The sequence below is a fragment of the Rhizobium sp. CF122 genome (assembly GCF_000282035.1).
In the GTDB taxonomy this organism is placed as follows: Bacteria; Pseudomonadota; Alphaproteobacteria; order Rhizobiales; family Rhizobiaceae; genus Rhizobium.
On sequence record NZ_AKKA01000041.1, the window covers coordinates 1 to 20,492 of the forward strand.

The 20,492-nt window shown below is 61.8% G+C and carries 21 protein-coding genes; 8 read left to right on the forward strand and 13 right to left on the reverse strand.

The window, feature by feature from the left end:
- The 4 genes from PMI09_RS09640 to PMI09_RS09655 form a co-directional block, all read right to left on the reverse strand.
- Positions 1-1,116 (reverse strand): proton-conducting transporter transmembrane domain-containing protein (locus tag PMI09_RS09640; RefSeq protein ID WP_007791878.1); only part of this gene is annotated, 1,116 nt, incomplete at its 3' end.
- The gene (locus PMI09_RS09645; protein ID WP_007791881.1) at positions 1,117-1,494 is read right to left on the reverse strand and encodes a Na+/H+ antiporter subunit C; all 378 of its coding nucleotides are present in this window, start codon (positions 1,492-1,494) and stop codon (positions 1,117-1,119) included.
- Positions 1,494-1,913 carry a Na+/H+ antiporter subunit B gene (locus PMI09_RS09650; RefSeq protein ID WP_007791885.1) on the reverse strand — a complete coding sequence of 140 codons (420 nt, stop codon included), beginning with the start codon at positions 1,911-1,913 and terminating at the stop codon, positions 1,494-1,496. Before PMI09_RS09650 ends, PMI09_RS09645 begins: the two co-directional genes overlap by 1 nt.
- Positions 1,910-4,288 carry a putative monovalent cation/H+ antiporter subunit A gene (locus tag PMI09_RS09655; protein ID WP_007791888.1) on the reverse strand — a complete coding sequence of 793 codons (2,379 nt, stop codon included), beginning with the start codon at positions 4,286-4,288 and terminating at the stop codon, positions 1,910-1,912. The genes PMI09_RS09650 and PMI09_RS09655 overlap by 4 nt, the downstream gene beginning before the upstream one ends.
- 351 nt (positions 4,289-4,639) lie before the next feature.
- Here PMI09_RS09655 and msrB point away from each other — a divergent pair, with 351 nt between their 5' ends.
- Positions 4,640-5,050 carry a peptide-methionine (R)-S-oxide reductase MsrB gene (msrB, locus tag PMI09_RS09660; protein WP_007791891.1) on the forward strand — a complete coding sequence of 137 codons (411 nt, stop codon included), beginning with the start codon at positions 4,640-4,642 and terminating at the stop codon, positions 5,048-5,050.
- Positions 5,051-5,070: 20 nt separating this feature from the next.
- Here the strand turns inward: msrB and PMI09_RS09665 are convergent, their stop codons facing one another.
- From PMI09_RS09665 to PMI09_RS09685, 5 genes are all read right to left on the reverse strand, one after another.
- On the reverse strand, positions 5,071-5,571 hold the full coding sequence (locus PMI09_RS09665; RefSeq protein WP_007791895.1) for a hypothetical protein: 501 nt from the start codon (positions 5,569-5,571) through the stop codon (positions 5,071-5,073).
- Positions 5,568-6,074 carry a GNAT family N-acetyltransferase gene (locus PMI09_RS09670; RefSeq protein WP_007791898.1) on the reverse strand — a complete coding sequence of 169 codons (507 nt, stop codon included), beginning with the start codon at positions 6,072-6,074 and terminating at the stop codon, positions 5,568-5,570. Before PMI09_RS09670 ends, PMI09_RS09665 begins: the two co-directional genes overlap by 4 nt.
- A 156-nt stretch (positions 6,075-6,230) precedes the next feature.
- Entirely contained in the window at positions 6,231-6,899 is a 669-nt protein-coding gene (gene trhA, locus PMI09_RS09675; RefSeq protein ID WP_007791901.1) for a PAQR family membrane homeostasis protein TrhA, read from the reverse strand.
- Between the two features lie 185 nt (positions 6,900-7,084).
- Positions 7,085-7,402, reverse strand: a complete 318-nt coding sequence (locus tag PMI09_RS09680) for a TraR/DksA family transcriptional regulator (RefSeq protein ID WP_007791904.1) — start codon at positions 7,400-7,402, stop codon at positions 7,085-7,087.
- 36 nt (positions 7,403-7,438) lie between these two features.
- Positions 7,439-7,855 (reverse strand): universal stress protein, encoded by a 417-nt coding sequence (locus PMI09_RS09685; RefSeq protein WP_007791907.1) that lies wholly within the window; start codon positions 7,853-7,855, stop codon positions 7,439-7,441.
- Between the two features lie 293 nt (positions 7,856-8,148).
- On the opposite strand from PMI09_RS09685, the gene PMI09_RS09690 reads away from it, so the two are divergent.
- The 3 genes from PMI09_RS09690 to PMI09_RS09700 all read left to right on the forward strand — a co-directional run bounded on the left by PMI09_RS09690 (position 8,149) and on the right by PMI09_RS09700 (position 11,561).
- Positions 8,149-9,009 carry a VOC family protein gene (locus PMI09_RS09690; protein ID WP_007791909.1) on the forward strand — a complete coding sequence of 287 codons (861 nt, stop codon included), beginning with the start codon at positions 8,149-8,151 and terminating at the stop codon, positions 9,007-9,009.
- Positions 9,010-9,082: 73 nt separating this feature from the next.
- On the forward strand, positions 9,083-10,249 hold the full coding sequence (locus PMI09_RS09695; RefSeq protein WP_007791911.1) for an AI-2E family transporter: 1,167 nt from the start codon (positions 9,083-9,085) through the stop codon (positions 10,247-10,249).
- 19 nt (positions 10,250-10,268) lie between these two features.
- The gene (locus PMI09_RS09700; protein ID WP_007791913.1) at positions 10,269-11,561 is read left to right on the forward strand and encodes an NAD(P)/FAD-dependent oxidoreductase; all 1,293 of its coding nucleotides are present in this window, start codon (positions 10,269-10,271) and stop codon (positions 11,559-11,561) included.
- A gap of 1 nt (position 11,562) precedes the next feature.
- Here the strand turns inward: PMI09_RS09700 and PMI09_RS09705 are convergent, their stop codons facing one another.
- Both PMI09_RS09705 and PMI09_RS09710 read right to left on the reverse strand, forming a co-directional pair.
- Entirely contained in the window at positions 11,563-12,369 is an 807-nt protein-coding gene (locus tag PMI09_RS09705; RefSeq protein WP_037082509.1) for a polysaccharide deacetylase family protein, read from the reverse strand.
- A gap of 185 nt (positions 12,370-12,554) precedes the next feature.
- On the reverse strand, positions 12,555-12,944 hold the full coding sequence (locus tag PMI09_RS09710; RefSeq protein ID WP_007791921.1) for a DUF930 domain-containing protein: 390 nt from the start codon (positions 12,942-12,944) through the stop codon (positions 12,555-12,557).
- 236 nt (positions 12,945-13,180) lie between these two features.
- Between PMI09_RS09710 and PMI09_RS09715 the strand changes: the two genes are divergently transcribed.
- The 3 genes from PMI09_RS09715 (at position 13,181) to PMI09_RS09725 (ending at position 17,079) form a co-directional block, all read left to right on the forward strand.
- A complete protein-coding gene (locus PMI09_RS09715; RefSeq protein WP_007791923.1) occupies positions 13,181-15,289 on the forward strand; it encodes a S9 family peptidase in 2,109 nt (702 codons plus the stop codon).
- Positions 15,290-15,506: 217 nt separating this feature from the next.
- Positions 15,507-16,028, forward strand: coding sequence for a DUF1697 domain-containing protein (locus PMI09_RS09720; protein ID WP_007791926.1), 522 nt, complete (start codon positions 15,507-15,509; stop codon positions 16,026-16,028).
- 97 nt (positions 16,029-16,125) lie between these two features.
- Entirely contained in the window at positions 16,126-17,079 is a 954-nt protein-coding gene (locus PMI09_RS09725) for a homocysteine S-methyltransferase family protein (protein WP_007791929.1), read from the forward strand.
- Positions 17,080-17,082: 3 nt separating this feature from the next.
- On the opposite strand, the gene PMI09_RS09730 is transcribed toward PMI09_RS09725, so the two are convergent.
- Together PMI09_RS09730 and PMI09_RS09735 are read right to left on the reverse strand one after the other, a co-directional pair.
- The gene (locus tag PMI09_RS09730; protein ID WP_007791932.1) at positions 17,083-18,534 is read right to left on the reverse strand and encodes a DHA2 family efflux MFS transporter permease subunit; all 1,452 of its coding nucleotides are present in this window, start codon (positions 18,532-18,534) and stop codon (positions 17,083-17,085) included.
- A 165-nt stretch (positions 18,535-18,699) separates the two neighbouring features.
- Entirely contained in the window at positions 18,700-18,846 is a 147-nt protein-coding gene (locus PMI09_RS09735) for a hypothetical protein (protein ID WP_184450035.1), read from the reverse strand.
- A 90-nt stretch (positions 18,847-18,936) separates the two neighbouring features.
- On the opposite strand from PMI09_RS09735, the gene PMI09_RS09740 reads away from it, so the two are divergent.
- Entirely contained in the window at positions 18,937-20,445 is a 1,509-nt protein-coding gene (locus PMI09_RS09740) for a protein adenylyltransferase SelO (protein WP_037082511.1), read from the forward strand.
- Positions 20,446-20,492 lie beyond the last annotated feature (47 nt).

A 20,492-nucleotide genomic window follows, 5' to 3' on the forward strand; every position in this document is an offset into this window, starting at 1 on the left:
AACGCCAGCCGCTTGTCCGGCCAAGAGATAGAGCGCCGTCATCAGCACCATGGAATGCAGGGCATAGACGATCGCGCCCGAGAGGCCGCCTGACGTGCCGAGTGCAATGCCGACCAGCATGTTGCCGATGCCCGATATCACGACGTAGCCGAGCAGTTTGCGGATATCGTCCTGCGCCAGCGCGCCGAGCGCGCCGACGATGATGGTCGCAGCCCCCGCCGCGGCGATCATCAGGCTCAATTGCTCGCGCTCGACCGGCAGTAGCATCACCATGATGCGGATCAGAGCGTAGACGCCGACCTTGGTCAGCAGGCCGGCAAACAGCGCCGACACGACGATGCGCGGCGTATGATAGGAGGCCGGCAGCCAGAAATTGACGGGAAAGGCAGCCGCCTTCATGGCGAAGGCGAGCAGCACGAGGGCCGACAGGGTCATCAGCGGCGCAGTGTCGCGGACAGTTTCCACCTTGCCTGCGATATCAGCCATGTTGAGCGTACCGAAGACGGCGTAGACGATGCCGACCGAGATCAGGAACAGGGTCGTGCCAATCAGATTCAGCACCGCATATTTCATCGCACCATCGATCTGCCCGCGCTCCGAGCCGAGGATCAGCATGCCAAAGGACGAAATGAGAAGCACCTCGAACCAGACATAGAGGTTGAAGACGTCGCCCGTCAGGAACGCCCCCGAAACGCCTGCCATTAGAAGCAGCAGGAAGGGAAAGAAACCGTATCGCCGGCCGCTTTCGGTTACGTCCTTCAGTGCATAGAGGCCGCCGGCAAGTGCCGCGATGGCTGCCGTCAAAGCCATCAGTGCGCCGAAGAGATCGACGGTGAAGGCGATGCCGAAGGGCGGAAGCCAGCGCCCCATGACCATGGTCAACGGGCCATGCGCGACCACCTTTAGCAACAGCGCGGCATCCAGCAAGACCAGAACGGCAAGGCCGGGAACGGTGACCTGCGCCTGCAGCCGCATCGAACTGCGCATCATAAGCAGCGCGGCGCCGAGCGTAATGCAGAGCGCGACAGGTGCGATGACGAGCCAGTTTGCCAGCGGCACGGGCGCCGTCACCATCGCAGCGGAAAGATCGGTGATCGTATTTGCCGGAGCCGCCATCTAGTACCCCATCGGCGGCAGTGGCGGATCGACGGGCTCGGCGACACGCATCTCGTCGGTGTTGTCGGTACCGATATCCTGATAGGCGCGATAGGTCAGCACCAGCAGGAAGGCGAAGAAGGAAAATGAGATAACGATTGCCGTCAGGATCAGCGCCTGCGGCAGCGGATTGGCGGCGCCGGCGGGGAGCGCTGCGAGATCTGACGGGATGATCGGCGGCACTTCGCGCGTCAACCTTCCGGCCGCAAACAGCAACAGGTTCACCGCGTTGCCGAGGACGGCGATGCCGAGCATAATGCGGATCGAGAACTTCGACAGCATCAGATAGACCGCGGCGGCGAAGAACAGGCCGACGAGGATCGCAAACAGCGGTTCCATCACTCGACCTCCCTTTCTTCCAGCGCCAGCGCGATCGACGTGATGGCGCCGACGACCACCAGGTAGACCCCGACATCGAAGAGCATGACGGTCGAGAGCGGCACCTCGACACCTGCTATCTCAGGATAGACCCACAGCCCGGTCATGAATGGCACGCCAAAGATGATCGACAGCAGTCCGGCGCAGCACGACATCAACAGTCCGGCGCCTGATATCGACATCGGATGGAAGACGATGGCACGACGCACAGCGCCGACGCCGCGGGCAATACCAAAGATCGCCAGCGCCGAGGCCGCAATCAGCCCGCCGATGAAACCGCCACCCGGCTCGTTGTGGCCGCGCAGCAGGACGAAGATGGAAAAGAGCAGCATCAGTGCCGTCAGCACGGGGGCGATCGTGCGGAAGATCAGCGTGTTCATGGGCGCTCGACTCCGAGATCCTCAGGTGCATCCGGATCGTTTTCCGCAAGCTTTCGCTCGGTCTGCGCGCGGATGCGAATGAGGGCGAGGATCGCAAGGCCGGTGATGGCGACGACCGCGATCTCGCCCAGCGTATCGGTACCGCGGAAATCGACGATGATGACGTTCACAACGTTGGCGCCGTGCGCGATCGTCTTCGAGTAGGCGTTGAAGAACTCCGTCAGTGCGTTGTTGAACGGCGCCTGCATAGCTTTCATCAGAAGCAGCGCGACGCCGCAGCCGCAGGCGATCGCGATGCTGCCGTCGAATATCTTCTGGCCGAGTGGCCGCCGGTCGGTCGGCGACAGTTGAAGGCGGGTCATGACCAGCGCCAGGATGACGACCGACAGGGTCTCCACCATGAACTGCGTGAAAGAAAGGTCGGGCGCACCGAAGAGCAGGAATATAATGGCGACGGAGAAGCCCTGGATGCCGAGCGAGACGATCGCCGTCAGCCGGTCGCGCGCAATGACAACGCTCAACAGGCCGAGAGCGGCGAGTAGGAAAATGGCCCATTCGTGGATCTGGACCTGCTGCGGCCAGACAGGGAGCGCCGGCATTTCGCCGTAGAGCCAGAGCGGAACGAGCAGGATCGCGGCGACGCAGAGGAAGGTGCAGGTGATGTAGAGTTCAAGCCGTCCCGGTTGGATGAGACGCGTCACGCGGACTGACAACCGGATGAGACCGGCGATAAGGTAATCGAAACCACAATCCGGTCCCGGACCAAGCTTACGCAGTACCACTGCCATGCTCAGACGCGCTTGATCTATCCGCCAATAGACAAGAATGCCGAGTACGATCGTAAGCGCAGACAGAAGCAGCGGCACGCCGACGTGCGGGATCAATGTAATCTCGATCACGCTGGATGATCCACGGATAGCGGACGCCGCCGGAGACGAGATGTAGTGGTGAGCAACTGCAGAGAACACCGCACCGATCAGGCCCAATAGCGCCAGCACGACGGGACCGGCCCATAGCAATGGTGGTGCCTCATGCGGGTGCTTGGGCGTTGCGAGGACTTGCCCGAGAAACGGCTTCAACGCCACCGCGAAGCCGACCGCGAACATCAGCGCATTGCCTGCTACTGCAACCAGTGTAAAGGCGATCGATCGTGGGTCCCCATGCGCCAGCGCGGCATAGATTTCCTCCTTGGCGAGAAAGCCAAAGAATGGTGGCAGACCGCCCATGGAAATCGCCGCGGCAAGGGCGGCAGCAAAGGTCAGCGGCATCGCCTTCCTCAGGCCGCCCAGCCGGGTGATGTCGCGCATGCCGGTCTCATGGTCGATGATGCCAGCGACCATGAACAGCGCTCCCTTAAAGAGCGAATGCGCCACGAGGTAGAGCGCCGCGGCCTCGATCGCATAGGGCGAACCGAAGCCGGTCAGCAACACGAGAAGGCCAAGCGAAGAAACGGTGGTATAGGCGAGTTGCAGCTTGAGGTCGGTCTGGCGGATCGCAAGCAGCGTACCGACGATCAACGTCACGCCACCAAAGAGCGGCAGCAAGGTCTCCCATGCCGATGTCCCGCCCATGACAGGATTGAGCCTCATCAGGAGATAGACGCCCGCCTTCACCATCGTCGCCGAGTGCAGGTAAGCAGAAACCGGCGTCGGCGCCTCCATCGCGTTCGGCAGCCAGAAATGAAACGGAAACTGCGCCGACTTGGTGAACGCGCCACCGAGAACGAGAATCAGGATCGCCAGATAATATGGATTGGCGCGCAGCAGATCGCCTGACTGTAGCAGCGTCGACAGCTGCGTGGCGTTTGTCGTGCTCCAGATCAGCAATAGGCCCGCCAACAGCAGAAGGCCGCCGCCGCCGGTGACGACGAGCGCCTGCAAGGCGGCGCGACGGGCAGCCGAGCGCTCATGATCAAATCCGATCAGCAGGAAGGACGTGATCGACGTCAGTTCCCAGAAAACGAAGAGCATCAGCAGACTGTCTGACACGACGAGGCCGAGCATCGCCCCCATGAACAGGAAGATGAACGAGAAGAAACGCCCCTGATCCAGGTGACCCTTCAGGTATCCGCCGGAATAAAGCACGATCAGCGTGCCGATCCCGGTAATCAGCAGCGCGAAAGTCAACGAAAGACCGTCGAGCAGCCAGGCGAAGCGGAGGTCAAAGCTCGGCACCCAGGCATATCCGCCGGCAATCACCTCGCCGCCGGATATTGCCGGCAGCAGGCTGGCGAAGTGCGCAAAGGCCAGCAGCGGCGCAAGGGCCAGTAGCCAGGCGGCCTTTGCGCCAAGGGCGCGAACGAGAAAGGGAGCAACAACAGCACCGAGCAGTGGCAGACACAAGGCCGCAAATGTCAAAGCCGTGACACCGGCCATGTCCTCTCCTCTGCTCGCAACGCTGCATAAGGCCGGCGAACGCCGGTATCATCGTCAGGTGTAAGAGAAGAGAAGCCCCGCCTCAAGCCTTCTCCGTTCGCAATCGGCGGTTGGGTGCAGGATACTCACAGAGAACGGGACACGTCTAGGCCGGCGTCCATTGAACATCGGCAACCAGGTGCTCCCGGCGTGCCGACCTTCACCGTCCCCATAAAAATGCAATCGGCACTGCAGTTTCCGCCATCCCGGAGCTCGGTCGCCGTGACAAACATCTCTTGATCCCACCAGCTTCCCGCACCACATTGCTGTCAAAAATCAAAGCCGTACCCCCCGGCGCGAAAGGAACAAGCCATGGCCGATACGACAATCGCCAAATTTCACAAGACCGATGCGGAATGGAAGGAACAGCTGACGCCCGAGCAATACCGGATCACCCGGCAGCATGGCACCGAGCGTGCCTTCACCGGCCCCTATTGGGATTCTTTCGAGACCGGGCTCTATCGCTGCGTCGGCTGCAATTCGCCGCTATTCCGCTCGGATACGAAGTTCGATGCAGGCTGCGGCTGGCCGAGCTATTTCGAAGCGGTCTCGCCCGACGCGGTGACCGAACACCGCGATACGACCTACGGCATGGTCCGCACGGAAATCCGCTGCGGCGCCTGCGATGCACATCTGGGCCACGTCTTTCCCGACGGCCCGCCGCCGACCGGCCTGCGCTACTGCATCAACGGCCACGCGATGGTGTTCGAGCCGGGGAAATAACGTTCGGGCGCGAAGGCCGGTTAGAAGCGTTCGACGACCGCACGGACGCTTTCATCCAGTGACAAGCGGGACGTATCCAGTATCGCGCATTTCTTCGCCACGGCCTCGCGGCGGAGGAAGGATGCCCAGATCATCATTTCGGCGTTGGCAAGCTCTGGCTGCCGACGCTCGATCGCCAGGCGATGCGTTCGTGTTTCGTCGTCGCAATCGGCCAGCAGCGGCAAATACGCAATGCCTGCTGCGGCTGCCGCCTCCTCCAGAAATGCAAGGCGCATCTGGCCTTCGAGCAGTTGATTGCGGCCGGCGCGCTGAGCCTCTGCAAGACTCTCGAGCCATTTGAAGGTCATGGCTCGCTGCCAACCGGCCGGCGAGCCGTACTCCGCCGTCATCTGGAAGAGCGGGGGAACGCCGATATCGTCGAAATGGTGGACATCGATCTCACCCGCAAACCGGGCGGCAATCGCCTTGGCGATCGCCGTCTTGCCCGATCCCGAAGCGCCGGTGAGAACGATAAGGCTCACTTCGTAACCCTAAGCTCCATGCAGATCAGGTCGAGCCAGCGGCCGAACTTGGTGCCGACTTCCGAAAAGGTTCCGGCAACGCGGAAGCCGAGCTTTTCGTGCAGCTTGATGGAGGCTGCGTTCGCCGCCTCGATGCCGGCAATCATCACGTGGATATTGGCGTTGGCGGCGCGCGCGATCAGCGCCCGCATCAGCAACTCGCCGATGCCCGCGCCGCGGCAATCCTTGTCGACGTAGACCGAGTGTTCGACCGTGTAGCGGTAGCCATCGAAAGCCCGCCAATCGCCATAGGAGGCATAGCCTGCGACCTTGCCGTCCTTTTCCGCAACGATGACGGGGAAGCCCTTCGCCTTGCGCGCCTTGAACCATTCGATGCGGTTGTCGAGATCAACCAGCGTCTCGTTCCAGATCGCGGTCGTATGCTCGACAGCGTGATTGTAAATATCGCGGATCGCCGGGAGGTCGGCTTCGATGGCATCGCGCACGAGAACGGCGTCGGTCATATCAAGTCCAGTTTCAGTTCGGTTCCGGCAAGCGGCATACGCCCCGCATTCGGCGTTGTAAACCAAATCGAGCGAAGGAACGACGGTCCGCGCCCAGGTCGGCGCATCACGCCGCACCGGACCACAGACATTGGCTGTCGCGCCTGGGCGCAACAATCAGAGGCTCGTGTTTGCCATGCTGAAGCAGGTGAGGACCGCCGAATAGTGAACGGCCGCCGCGGCCACCACGAAGCCGTGCCAGATGGCGTTCTGGAAGCGCAGCTTTTCCCACACGTGAAAGACGACGCCGAGAGAATAGATGAGACCGCCGACGAGGATCAGGAGCATAGATACATAGGGGATGCGCTCCGCCACCGGCCCGGCTACGAGGATACCGCTCCACCCCATTCCGAGATAGAGAAGGATGGCGAGCTTGTCGAAGCGCCCGGGAAAGGCGCATTTCAGGAAGATGCCGAGCGCTGCGATCACCCAGATTCCGATCAGCATCCCGAACAGAAGCGGACTATCGGCACCGCGCTCCAGGAAGGGGGTGTAGGTGGCGGCGATCAGGATGAAGATCGAGGAATGATCGAGACGGCGAAGGTACCACTTCGCCCGCGAAACCGGCCAGGCGTTATAGGAGAAGGAGATGCCGATCGTCAGCACCAGGCCGACACTGTAAATCCAGGCCGCGGCGAGTTCGCCGTGGGAGCTCCAGAGCGTGGCGTAAAAGATCAGGACGGTCGCGCCGATGAGCGCAAACGCCAAGCCCACGCCGTGGACGACGCCGTCGGCGATTAGCTCGTACTTGTCGTAAGCCCAGCGGATGCCGTTGAACTCTGTCATGCTGGGAACCCCTCACCTTTCCACCCGATCGTCGCACCGAAACGGTGTGCAGGCAACACAACAGAGATGGCGAACCATTAAATCTTCGTGAGCTTTGGACACCGATTTTTGCGCTTGGAGATATAAGGGCGCAAAGCAAAAGGGTAGCCGCGAAAAGCGGCCACCCTGATAGCACGACAGACAAATCAGCCCATGCAATCCTCGCAAAGGGGCGCATAAGGAACGGCCCCGAGGCGCTCCTTGGAGATCGGCTCCCCGCAGCGAACGCAGGTGCCATAGGTGCCCTTCGCGACCCGGTCGAGGGCGGCGTTGATGGCCCGCAGCTCTTCCTGGCCGGCCTGGCCGAGCCCCTCGAGCACTTCGTCGTTCTCGCTCTCGGTCGCGCGATCGTCGCTGTCCTGCTCCTTGGTGCGCCCGAGATCGACGTCGATGCGGCTCAACCGCGATTCAAGCTCGCGCTGGCGATCGCGCAGGATCTTCTCATAGGTCTGCATGTCGGTCATGGATGTTCCTCCATCGGTCCTTTGCCGTTTTTCTTCTTAGCGCTGCCTATCGACCAGCACCGAGCATTTGGCATGCCTGACGACACGGTCGGCGGTGGCGCCGATGAAGTAGTTGCTGAAGTCGGGGGTATGAGAAGCGATAACGATTAGATCCGCACCATGCGCTTCCGCGGCAGCGAGGATGCTATGGGCCGGGCGGCCGTGACCAATCTCGATCATTGCCGGAATGCCGCTGGTGCGGATCAGCATGCCGAGCCTCTCCTGGGCATCATCGATTGCATTCTGGATCAGTTCGGCGGGCAGATCGATCGCGACATAGGTGGGTACGTCCTCGACGACGTTGAGCAAGATGATCTCACCTCCCGTATCCAGGAGCGTCGATGCTTTGCGGAACGCCTTCTCGCCGCGGTCCAACGCGCCTATTTCGATCGGAACGATGATTTTCTTATACATTCAGGCCCTCCAGCGGTGCGGTTTCCAACTGCCCACATCCTCTCAGGAGATAAATAAGGCGCTTTGATCAAGATCAAGATCGGCGCAGATTGTCGTCAACGATCGTCGAACGCTGAATCGCCAAAAACTGGCCTTCTGTGAACAATCGGAATCCGCCATATAGGGATCAAGTACAGCAACCAAGGGGACCTCTGAGGCACATGGACCGGCGCAAATTCCTTGGTATCGCTACAGGCGGCGCTTTCGCCGCCACCGCCGGTACGCCTCTCTCATCCACGGCAGGAGAAAGACGCATGACCACCGAAACATCCTACGCTCTCACCCGCCCTGCCTATGTCGACCAGTCGCATCTCGTCGTCACCGACCTGCCGCTGGTTTCCAGTTTCTACCAATCCATGCTTGGCCTGAAGGTCATCGAGAAAAGCGCCAGCGGCGAAGTGCTCGGCGTCGACAGCACGCCGCTTCTGACGCTGACGACGGGCAGGAATGTCCGTATCGCGCCGCGCAATGCCGCCGGGCTGTTCCATACAGCCTTCCTGATGCCCAACCGCACCGAATTGGCCCGCTGGCTGCGCCACGCCGCACACAACAACGTTGTTCTGGACGGCGCTTCCGATCACCTCGTCAGCGAAGCCATCTATCTCTCCGATCCCGAAGGCAACGGCATCGAGATCTATGCCGACCGTCCGCATGAGCAATGGAAGTTCCATCAGGACGGCCAGGTGGAAATGGCGACGCTTCGCCTCGATCTTCAGTCGCTCTACAACAGCGCACCTCACGATGCCTGGAACGGCATGGCCGACGGCACCGCTATCGGCCATATCCACCTGCAGGTCGGCAATATTCCGGAGGCAGACACCTTCTACCGCGATGTGCTCGGCCTGAAGCTGATGGCGCAGCGTCCCGGCGCCAGCTTCTTCGCGACCGGCGACTACCATCACCACATCGCCGCCAACGTCTGGAACAGCCGCGGCGCAGGAACCCGCGCGGACGGCATGAGCGGCCTCTCGGACTACACGCTTCGCTTCAATGACAAGGCCTCGCTCGACAGGGCCATCGCCAAGCTCGACGAACTCGAGATCAAGAGCAAAAAGCACAATGGCGGCGTCTTCCTGCGCGACCCGTGGGGTATCGGCCTGACGCTCTCTGCGTGACCCTCAGGAACTTGAAGGGGTTCCTGAGCGTTTCCGTCGCGAAGCATCTGGGCTTCCGGGGGACTTTGTAACGATGGGAATTGCCAACGGCATCCGCAAGCAGGCCGGCAAGATCACAATGGGCGAGCGCCCTGTCAGCGCCTGGGCTGAAAAACTGAGCCAAGACGCGGAGGAGATGCCGCAGGCGCAGACACACCGCGCCGAAAAGGACGGGCTTGATATCACCATGGCCTGGGCGGTCATCGGCATCTTTGCGGTGCTTGCTCTTTCGGCCATCTACATGATGTCGCTCATTCTCGTCCCGGTGACGCTTGCCGTCGTCGTCGGAATGATTCTCGGGCTGCTGGCGGAAAAGCTCAGCAGACTCGGAGTGCCGCGCATTACCAACGCCGTCATCCTGTCGACCGGCGTCGCGCTGGTGATCATCCTCGTCGCCAATTCGCTTGCCGGACCGCTGACAACCCTTGCCAATGAGGGCCCGGCCTTCGTCGAGAAGACGTTCAACCGGTTGATGCCCTATCTCGAACGCATCCGGTGGCTGCACATCACGCCGGAGACCTTCCGGGGCGGGCCGATGTCGAGCGAAAAGCTCCTGGAAAATACCGGCAACGTGCTGCATCTCATCAGCGCCAACCTGACCCCTGCCCTCATCCAGGCGTTGATCTTCTTCGCCGCGCTGCTGCTCTTCCTTGCCGGACGTGTCAGCCTGCGCAGATCGATCATCATGGTCTTCCGGACGCGCTCACAGCGGCTTGCCGCCATCCGGGTGATCAACGGCGTCGAACAGGTCCTCGGCTTCTACTTTGCCACGGCTTCGTTGGTCTATGCGTGCCTCGGCGTCATGATGATGGTGATCGCCTATCTTGGCGGTCTTTCGGCGCCGGTGCTCTGGGGCTTCTTTGCCTTTCTTTCGAGCTTCATTCCCTATCTCGGAATTGCCTCCATGACGCTGGCCGTCGCCATCGCAGGCATCCTTACACACGACGGCCTCGTAGTCGGCCTCATGCCAGCCGCGGCATTCTTCATCGTCCACCTCGTCATGGAAAATCTGGTCTTTCCGGCGGTGATGGGGAAGCGCCTGGAAATCAATCCTTTTGTGGTGTTTCTGGCAATTCTGTTCTGGACTTGGATGTGGGGCGCAGTTGGTGCTATGCTCGCGCTACCACTATCGCTGATTGTCATGACCATCGTCGATGAACTTTTCATCGAAGAGAGACTGCAACCGCAATTGCCGAAATAATTGAGGTAAGACGCGTCAGATGGCAGAAATCGATCTTGCAGAGTCCAGCCAGAACCGGCTGAAGAGCGGCATCCCCCCTTGGAGCCGCGCCGGAACAAAACCCACCTACCAGCCACTTCAGGATCATCTCAAGGTCGACGCGATGGTCATCGGCGGTGGGATTACCGGTGCGCTGATGGGCCAACATCTCTCAGAACGCGGACTTTCCGTGGTCATCATCGATCGCGAGACGCCCGGTCTTGGTAGCACGGTGGCGAGTACAGCCATGCTGCAGTGGGAGATCGACCGAACGCTCGGCGAACTCGAGCATTTCTACGGGTTCGAGCGCGCCGTCGGCATCTATCGGCGAAGTGCCGCCTCGGTCGCTGGTCTCTCGAAGCTGATCGTCGCTAATCGCATCGCGTGCAACCTGCTGCCGCGGCAATCGCTGTTCCTGACCAGCAATCAGGAGGGCGCGGGTGATCTTCTGAGAGAGGTCGAGCTTCGTCGCCGAGCCGGTCTGCCCAGCCGCTATCTGGAGCATTGCGATCTCTTCACCGAGTTCGAACTTGATCGCGATGCGGGCATCCTGTCCCGCGGCTCGGCGGAGGCCGATCCGCTGCTCCTGACCTGGGCTCTGCTGGACATTGCGGTGAAGCAAGGCGCGCGTCTCATCGGCGCCTCGGTCACCAAACTCCATAGTGAGGGCGGGCGCGTGAGCGCCGAGACAGACGGCTCGTTCGTTATCGAAGCAGAAACAGCGGTACTCGCCACCGGCTACGCCATGCCGGGCATCGATATGCCGAAGCTGCATCGGACGACGTCGAGCTGGGCGCTGGCAACGATGCCGCAGGATCCGGCAATGCTGTGGCGCGATCAGGTGCTGATCTGGGAAGACAGCCACCCCTATCTCTACATGCGCACGACACCGGACGGGCGGATCATCGCCGGCGGCGAGGATGACGACACCGTCGATCCCGCGATCCGCGACGCCAAGCTTGCCGAAAAGATCATGACGATCCGGGAAAAGATGAAACGGCTCTTGTCAAGGGCCGATACCCGTGTCGCGACGGCGTGGTGCGGCACGTTCGGGGAGACTTCGGACGGGCTGCCGCTGATTGGTCCCGTTCCCTTGATGCCGCAGGTCTATGCCGCCTATGGCTACGGCGGCAACGGCATCACTTTCTCCTATCTCGCGACGCAGGTCATCGGCGCAATGATCGGCGGAGGATACCGCGACTGGTTTGATGATTTCGCGCTCGATCGCGACGCACCGGCGTTCGTTGAGCGTCCGAGCATTAGCGAGGATCGCCGGGAGACCGCTCTCAACTAACTCACTGCGTCGTCTGGTCGTCGCCGGTATCATCGACGTCCTGCAGGCGGACGAATTCGACGCCCTTGGCCTTCAGATCGAGGACCGCCTTGGCGACGCCCTCACCCGCGGCGTGGGTCGGCTGGTTGATGTGGGAAATCACCACGTCGCCGTCTTTGGCGGCCGCAATCCGCTTTTCCGTGACCGCAGCGCCGAGCAGCGAGCCGCCGTCTCCGTTCACGGAATAGCCGGCGATGCGGTATCCCATCTCGCGGATCTCGGCGATCGCGGACAGGTCGTATTTGGCGGTCGAGCCGCGGAACCAATGCGGCGAGGCAATGCCGGCCGCGACCATCGCATCGGCGCCACCCTGCACTTCCTGGCGGACTGCTTCGGGCGAGCCGGCGGACGCAATGCCGTAAATCGAGACCGGCGTGTCCACGGCCGGAATATGGTTCTGCCCGTGGTTCTCGAGTTCGAACAGATCGGGGTTCTGCAGGAAGACCTGCAACGCCTGCGGATTGTGCTTCAGCCAGCGTGCGGTAACGAAGATCGTCGCGGGGATCCGCTCGCGGACCAGCACCGAGAGGATGCGGTCGTCGGCTTTGCCCATGCAGGCGTCGAATGTCAGTGCCACGCGCGCGTGACCCTTGACGCCAGAACGTGCAATGCGCAGATGCGGTTCCACGAGCTTTGGCCCGGGAGCCATCGTGGGCGCTTGCGTGAGGGGTGCGGTGACAATGGGCGCATCTTGCGGCGGCAGAGCGGCAGCGGCGGCAACCGAGACTGAGGCGATCAGCAGCGCCGGAGCGAGAAAAATACGATTCATACCAAAGAGAAGCCGTTCATTGTTCAAGCGCTGCATAACGCACGCAGCGCGCCGGCGCCATGTGGTCTGATGCCGCTTGCGATCGCTCCTGCGATTCGCCGCCGGCTTCAGCGAAAGAGCTGATGCCTGAGGACTAAGGCTTCAGAAAGGCAGCGCCTGCAAACGCAGCCTGCGTGGCACTCGTGTCAATCATAGAGGTAGTATTTTTCCCACTTCTCCTTCGGCACCTTCTCGCCGATCTTATAGTCGAGCTCGCGAACATTCATGTGCTGCGGACCGGTGATGCAGGTGTAGGACAGGTGATACCAGTCGCCCTTGCTGCGGAAGACGGCGCCGGGTGCCTCCAGCCTATCATCGCCGGGAACGGGATCCTTGAAGGTATAGGCAATGACTTTATCGGGTTTGTAGCCGGTATCGTCCTTGTTGATTCGGCTCATCGCCTCGGTGTCGCAGCTCTGTTCGAGACGGGTCGCGGGATCGAGCTTTTCGAGTTGCTTCTTGATTGCGGGATCAACGGCGAAGGCTGGAAAAGCAAGGCTAAATGCGGACAGAAGCAACACGAGACGTTTTGGCATTACGGTGGGATTCCTTTGCATTCTCATTCCAGAATCGCCTGTGGACGACCGGGGCTTTCACGGTCGAACAGGGGGCAAATTCCGGGCGACGTAGCGGACTTTCTTAAACAATGTGGTGACATCAAGGCAACATGAGCATTCCTTCGGTTTTGACGCAGCGCTGTCTTCGGCGCTTGATCCGCGGCATCCGCGCCTCTATCTCTTGCCCACCTGACACCCCGTATCCGGAGCCTTCCTTGACCGTCTTCAAGAACCTGTCGAACCCGCCCGCTGCCGCCAAGAAGCCGATCTCCGATACGCGCCACGGCATCACCCGCACCGACGACTACGCCTGGCTGCGCGCCGACAACTGGCAGGCGATGTTCAAGGATCCATCGATCCTCGATCCCGCGATCCGCCGGCACCTGGAAGCCGAAAACGTCTACATGAACGCGGCGATGGAAGACACCAAGGCGCTGCAGAAGACGCTGTTCTCAGAGATGCGCGGCCGCATCAAGGAAGACGACAGTTCCGTGCCGATGAAGGACGGCGACTATGCCTACGGCACGTTCTTCGTCACCGGTGGCGAACAGCCGCGCTATTTCCGCATCCCCCGCAACGGCGACGTCAAGGACGAGACGATCCGCGCCGTCCTGCTCGACGGCGACAAGGAAGCCGCCGGCAAGGCCTATTTCCGGCTGGCGGGCCTCGACCATTCGACCGACCACAGCCGCGGCATCTGGGGCTATGACGACAAGGGTTCGGAATTCTACACACTGAAGGTGCGCGATCTGGCGACCGGCGAGGACATGGCCGATGTCATCGAGAACACCGGCGGCGGCGGTGCGTGGGCACCTGACGGCAAGAGCTTCTTCTACTCCGCGCTCGACGAGAACCACCGTCCGTCGAAGGTCTTCCACCACATCATCGGGACACCGCAAGCGGAAGACCGGCTGGTCTACGAGGAGAAGGATGCCGGCTTCTTCATGGGCGTCGGCGGCTCGCTTCTCGACGATTTCATCTACATCGACATCCACGACCACGAGACGTCGGAATACCGCCTGCTCTCCACCAAGGATCTGACGGCGGAGCCGAAGCTGGTGGCCGAGCGCGAGGAAGGCATCGAATATTCGATGACGGAAGGCGGCGACGTCTTCTACATCCTCACCAACGACGGCGACGCCAAGGATTTCAAGATCATGGAAGCGCCGGTTGAAAACCCGGGCAAGGCGAACTGGCGCGAGGTCGTGCCGCACAAGCCGGGAACCTTGATCATCAGCCACATGGCCTATGCCCGCCACCTGCTCTGGCTGGAGCGTAAGGACGGGCTGCCGCAGATCATCATCCGCGACCGTCGCACCGGCGAGGAGCATGCCATCGCCTTTGCCGAAGAGGCCTATTCGCTCGGGCTGCAGGGGGCCGCGGAATACGACGCCGACGTCATCCGCTTCTCCTATTCCTCGATGACGACGCCGTCGCAGCTTTACGACTACAACATGGTGACGCGCGAGCGCACGCTGCTGAAGACGCAGGAAGTGCCCTCCGGCCACAATCCCGACGACTATGTCACCCGCCGCGTCTTCGCCCCGGCCTGGGACGGCGTTGAGGTGCCGGTCACCCTGCTCTATCGCAAGGATACGCCGCTCGACGGCTCCGCGCCCTGCCTGCTCTATGGCTACGGCGCCTACGGCATCACCATTCCGGCCGGCTTCAACACCAACTGCCTATCTCTTGCCGATCGCGGCTTCGTCTATGCCATCGCCCATATCCGCGGCGGCAAGGACAAGGGCTTTGCCTGGTACGAAGACGGCAAGATGGAGAAGAAGACCAACACCTTCAAGGACTTCATCGCCGCCGCTGACTATCTGAATCAGGAGAAGTTCACCTCCTACGCCAACATCATCGCCGAGGGCGGCTCGGCCGGCGGCATGCTGATGGGCGCAGTTGCCAACATGGCACCGGAAAAGTTCGCCGGCCTGATCGCCGCGGTTCCCTTCGTCGATGTGCTGAACACCATGCTCGACGACACGCTGCCGCTGACCCCGCCGGAATGGCCGGAATGGGGCAACCCGATCGAAAGCAAGGAAGAATACGAACATATCGCCGCCTATTCGCCCTACGACAACGTCGGCGCGAAAGCCTATCCACCGATCCTGGCGCTCGGTGGCCTGACGGACCCGCGCGTCACCTACTGGGAGCCGGCAAAGTGGGTGGCAAGGCTGCGCGAGAAGACGACCGGCTCGGCGCCGATCCTCTTGAAGACCAATATGGATGCCGGCCATGGCGGCGCATCGGGACGCTTCCAGCGCCTCGAGGAGATCGCCTTCGAATACGCCTTCGCGATCAAGGTCGCGGGGAAGGTTTAGCGGGGATGTCACGTGCCGTAGGCGCCTGACACTAAAGTTACCCGCCCTCGCTTCCCTCATTCCTGTCCTTGTGACAGGAATCCGGCGCACGCAGGTCCTTGCGCGCCGAAGTCTCTATTCACGGCGCGGACGCGCCGTGGCCGGATTCTGTCACAAGGACGGGAATGAGGCGGAGAGGTTGTGCGGCCGCTCTCCGGCTGATCACAGGAGGAAGCCCATGCCTGTCTACGTCGCTTTGCTTCGAGCTGTGAATGTCGGCGGCACGGGCAAGCTGCCGATGACGACGCTGAAGGCGGTCTGCGAAGAGCTCGGCTTCAGCGACGTGAAGACCTACATCCAGAGCGGCAACGTGCTGTTTCGCGCCGACGAGCCGGAAGCTGAGGTCGAGCAAAAGCTGGACGAGGCGCTCGGGAAGCTGCTCGGCAAGAAGCCCGGCGTGATGCTGCGCGGCCGCAAGGAGCTGGACGCGATTGCCGCCAACGCGCCCTTTCCCGACGCCAAGCCCAACTATTTGCTGGTGAGCTTCCTGCCCGAGGAAGCACCAAGCGATGCGCTGGACAAAATGGTCGCGCCCAATGGCGAAGAGGCAGTTCTCGCCGGGCGCGAAATCTATGTCCACTTCCCGATCGGCTCCGGCAAATCGAAGCTCAAGCTGCCGGCCTTGAAACCGGGAACGGCGCGCAACCTGAATACGGTGCGCAAGCTCGCCGAGATGGCGGCTGCTATGGAAGACCGCTGAGATTTCGCTGTACCACCGCGGGAGCATATTTTAGAACATACTAAATAATCAGTATTGCGTCGCAGCATTCTCTTTCATCCGGCAAAGGAGAGATACGATGGCGACCTACCGACACAGCTTGCCGCAGCTCGAGGGCGGCTTCTTCGTGACCGATGGCGGCATGGAGACAACCTTCATCTTTCTCGACGGATTGCAGCTGCCGCACTTCGCATCGTTTGTGATGCTGGCCTCGGAGGAAGGGCGCGACCGGCTGCAGGCCTACTATCGCCGCTATCTTGATATCGCCCGCAAGCATGGCGCCGGCTTCATTCTCGACACGCCGACATGGCGGGCTAATCCGGATTGGGGCGGGAAGCTCGGCTACACGCGCGAAGCGCTGCACGCGGCCAATGTGGGCAGCGTCGCGCTACTGGCAGGATTGCGCGGAAGGTACGAGCAACCGGAACGGCCGATCGTGATCAGCGGTGCCATCGGGCCGCGCGGCGACGGCTACAAGGCCGGCAACATGGATGCGTCCGAAGCCGAGGATTACCACAGCGTCCAGATCGGCAGCTTCGCCGAAAGCGATGCCGACATGGTGACGGCCTTCACGCTGACCAACATCGACGAGGCGATCGGCGTAGCGCGAGCGGCCGCTGCCAGAGGCATGCCCTGTGCGATCTCCTTCACCGTCGAGACGGACGGCAGGCTGGTGACCGGGCGCAGCATGCAGGAAGCGATCGAGACGACGGATGCGGCGACCGGCGGTTCACCCGCCTACTACATGATCAACTGCGCCCATCCGACGCATTTCGCCGAGGCGCTCGATCATCGCGCCAGCTGGACGAAACGCATCCGCGGGTTGCGCGCCAATGCCTCGCGCATGAGCCATGCGGAGCTCGACGAGAGCGAGACGCTCGATGCTGGCGATCCTGTTGATCTCGGGCAGCGCTACAGACAATTGATGCGCAAGATGCCACAGGTCAGGATCGTTGGCGGCTGCTGCGGCACCGATCACCGGCATGTGGCCGCCATCTGCGAGGCCTGTCTGCCGGAGCTTGCCCGCGCCTGAGGGTCAGTGCTCGGTGGCGTGCGCTGCCTTTTCAGCGCCATGGCCGCTGATGTCGGCGCCGGCGCTGCGCGAAAAGCGCAGGTTCCAGAACGTCGCAGTGATCGAGATCGCGGTCACGAAGAGGAAGGCTGCGGAGAAATCGTGGAGTTGCGGCGTCTCGCTGCCGTTGACCGTCATCGACGTGTGCAGCGCCAGCGCACCAACGCAGATACCGAGCGACAGCATTAGCTGCTGGAACGTCGTGTAGAAGCTGGTGGCCGAACTCATGCGGTCGCGGTCGATCTCATCGTAGGCAACCGTGTTGTACGCCGTGAACTGGAACGACATGAAGAAGCCGCACATGACAAGGATCGCGAAGATCAAGCCCAACGGCCAATCGGGCCGGAAGGCAGCGCAAAGCGCATAGCCGCAAGTAGCGATGACGCCGTTTGCGACAAGGCTGTTTCGGAAGCCGAAGCGGCGTAGCACGCGCGGCGCAACGGCTTTCATCGCCATGGAGCCGATCGCTGCGGCTGTCACCAGTTGACCGGCCTTGGCTGCCGAGAGGCCGAAACCGAGCTGGAAATAGAGCGGCAGTAGGAAAGGCTGCGCGCCTTGCGTGATGCGGGTCAGCGAGCCCGCGATGACCGAGGTGCCGAAGCTTGGCACCTTCATCAGCGAGAAATCCATGATCGGCGACGGATAGCGGCGGGCGTGCTTGAGATAGGCAATGCCGAAGAGCAAGCCGACGGCGATCAGAAACACCGAGAAAGCGCCCTCGCCCGGCCGGCTCGAGCTTTCGAAGCCAAACAGTAGAGAGCCGAGCGCGATGCCGGAGAGGATGAAGCCAACCGTGTCGAACGGGCGCTTCGCTTCGCCCTTGAAGTCCTCGATGAAGATCGAGACCAGCGTGAAGCCGATGATGCCGATCGGCACATTGATGTAGAAGATCCAGCGCCAGTCGAGATAGGTGACGATCAGGCCACCGACCGGCGGACCAAGGATCGGGCCGATCAGCGCCGGCACCAGCAGCCACGACATGGCGTTGACCATGTCTTTGCGGTCGACGCTGCGCAGCAGCACGAGGCGGCCGACCGGCAGCATCATGGCGCCGCCAAGACCCTGCAGCAGTCGCGCCAGCACGAGACAGAGAAGATTGGGCGAAAGCGCGCAGAAGATGGAGCCGGTGACGAAGACGGCGATCGCCGAGCGGAAAACGGTGCGCGAACCGAAGCGATCGGCAATCAAACCGCTGGCCGGGATGAAGATCGCGAGACTGAGGAGGTAGGAGGTGAGCGCGATGCTCATCGACGGGGCGCTGACGCCGAAATCGCGTGCCATGGTCGGCAGCGCCGTCGCCAGTACGGTCGCGTCGAGCTGCTCCATGAACATGGCGCTCGCAACGATCATCGCTATCACGCGGAAATTGGGCTTGGCGCGCCCGATGGTGGCCGCCCGGTAGATCTGATCCGACATCGTCAGGGATCACTCGCAATGGCGTGGCCGGCGCGGAAGCGATGGCCGCGGTATGGTATGGCGTGATGCCAAAAGGGGAGATTGATGTATACGCCCGCAAATGTGGCGGCGTTATGCTTAAATGGAAAGGCAGCCGTGTCGTTTGGGAATGGCTGGGAAACCTGCTCAATTGCCGCGCAGCAGTGCTTCGTAATCCTGTCCGCCGGAGAAGATGTTGGTGATTTTGACCACGTCATCTTCGACGACGTGTATCACGATGCCTCTCTCAAAAACCGCCATGCGCAGGTTGGCGCCGAGGTCCGGTCTTGCCACACCATCGAATGCGCTCCATTCAGAAGCAGGATAAAATCCAACCACCGCATGTTGCTTGCAGCAACCGCCGCCGGGCACTACCTATGGAGCATGACCCAAGCCCTGCAGAATGTTGCGCGCACCGGCGCGCCTTTCGCCTTCGACAACAGCTATGCGCGGTTGCCGCAGCAGTTCTTTACGCGCCAGTCTCCCTCGCAGGCCGCCGAGCCGTGGCTGATCAAGCTGAACGAGCCGCTTGCGGAAGAACTCGGTCTTGATGTCGAGGCGCTGAAGCGGGATGGTGCTGCGATCTTTTCCGGCAACCTCGTGCCTGAAGGTGCAGATCCGTTAGCGATGGCCTATGCCGGGCACCAGTTCGGTGCTTTCGTGCCGCTGCTTGGCGACGGGCGGGCAATCCTGCTCGGCGAGGTGATCGACCGCAATGGTCAGCGCCGCGATATCCAGCTGAAGGGTGCCGGCCAGACGGCCTACTCTCGCCGCGGCGACGGCCGCGCCGCGCTCGGGCCGGTGCTGCGCGAATACATCGTCAGCGAGGCGATGTATGCACTCGGCGTGCCGGCGACCAGAGCGCTTGCAGCTGTTTCGACAGGGCAACCCGTCTATCGCGAAAGCATTCTGCCGGGCGCGGTCTTCACCCGCGTAGCCGCGAGCCACATCCGCGTCGGCACTTTCCAGTTCTTCACCGCGCGCGGCGATACGGACGGCGTGCGGGCGCTTGCCGACTATGTGATCGACCGGCACTATCCGGAACTCAAAGACAGGGACAATCCCTACCTCGCGCTCTACGAGGCCGTTTGCGAGCGGCAGGCTGCTTTGATCGCAAGGTGGCTGCATATCGGCTTCATCCACGGCGTCATGAACACCGACAACATGGCCATTTCGGGTGAGACGATTGATTTCGGCCCCTGCGCCTTCATGGATGCCTACGATCCCCGCACCGTCTTCTCTTCGATCGACCAGGGCGGGCGCTATGCCTATGCCAACCAGCCCGGCATTGGCCAATGGAACCTGGCGCGACTCGGCGAAACGCTATTGCCGCTCTTCGATGCCGATGCGGAAAGGGCCGTCGAGCTCGCCAACGTCGTGATCCAGCAATATGGCGAGCGCTTCCAGATCCACTGGCTTCGCGGCATGCGCGAGAAGATCGGCCTGACGACGGTCGAGGATGGCGATCTGGACCTTATCCAGTCACTGCTTGCCACGATGCAGACGCAGCAGGCTGATTTTACCCTCGCCTTCCGCCGCCTTTCCGACGCTGGCGGCTCTGGAGATGGCGAGGCGCTTTTCCTCTCCACCTTCCGCGAACCGGATGGGGTACGCGAATGGCTTGGCCGCTGGCGCGATCGCCTGACGCGCGACGAGGGCCGGACCGAGGACGGCCGCAGGACGGCAATGCGCGCCGTCAATCCCGCCTTCATTCCGCGCAACCATCGTATCGAGCAGGCGATCAATGCGGCCGTCGAAGATGGGGACTTCTCGCTCTTCGAGGCGTTGCTTGCGGTGCTCGCCAAGCCCTATGACGACCAGCCTGACTTTGCGGCATACATGGAGCCGCCGAAGCCGGAAGAACGCGTGTTGCAGACCTTCTGCGGCACGTGATCGGGCGAGAACCTTCTCCCTCTGACACCTATGGTCGCAGTTGACGC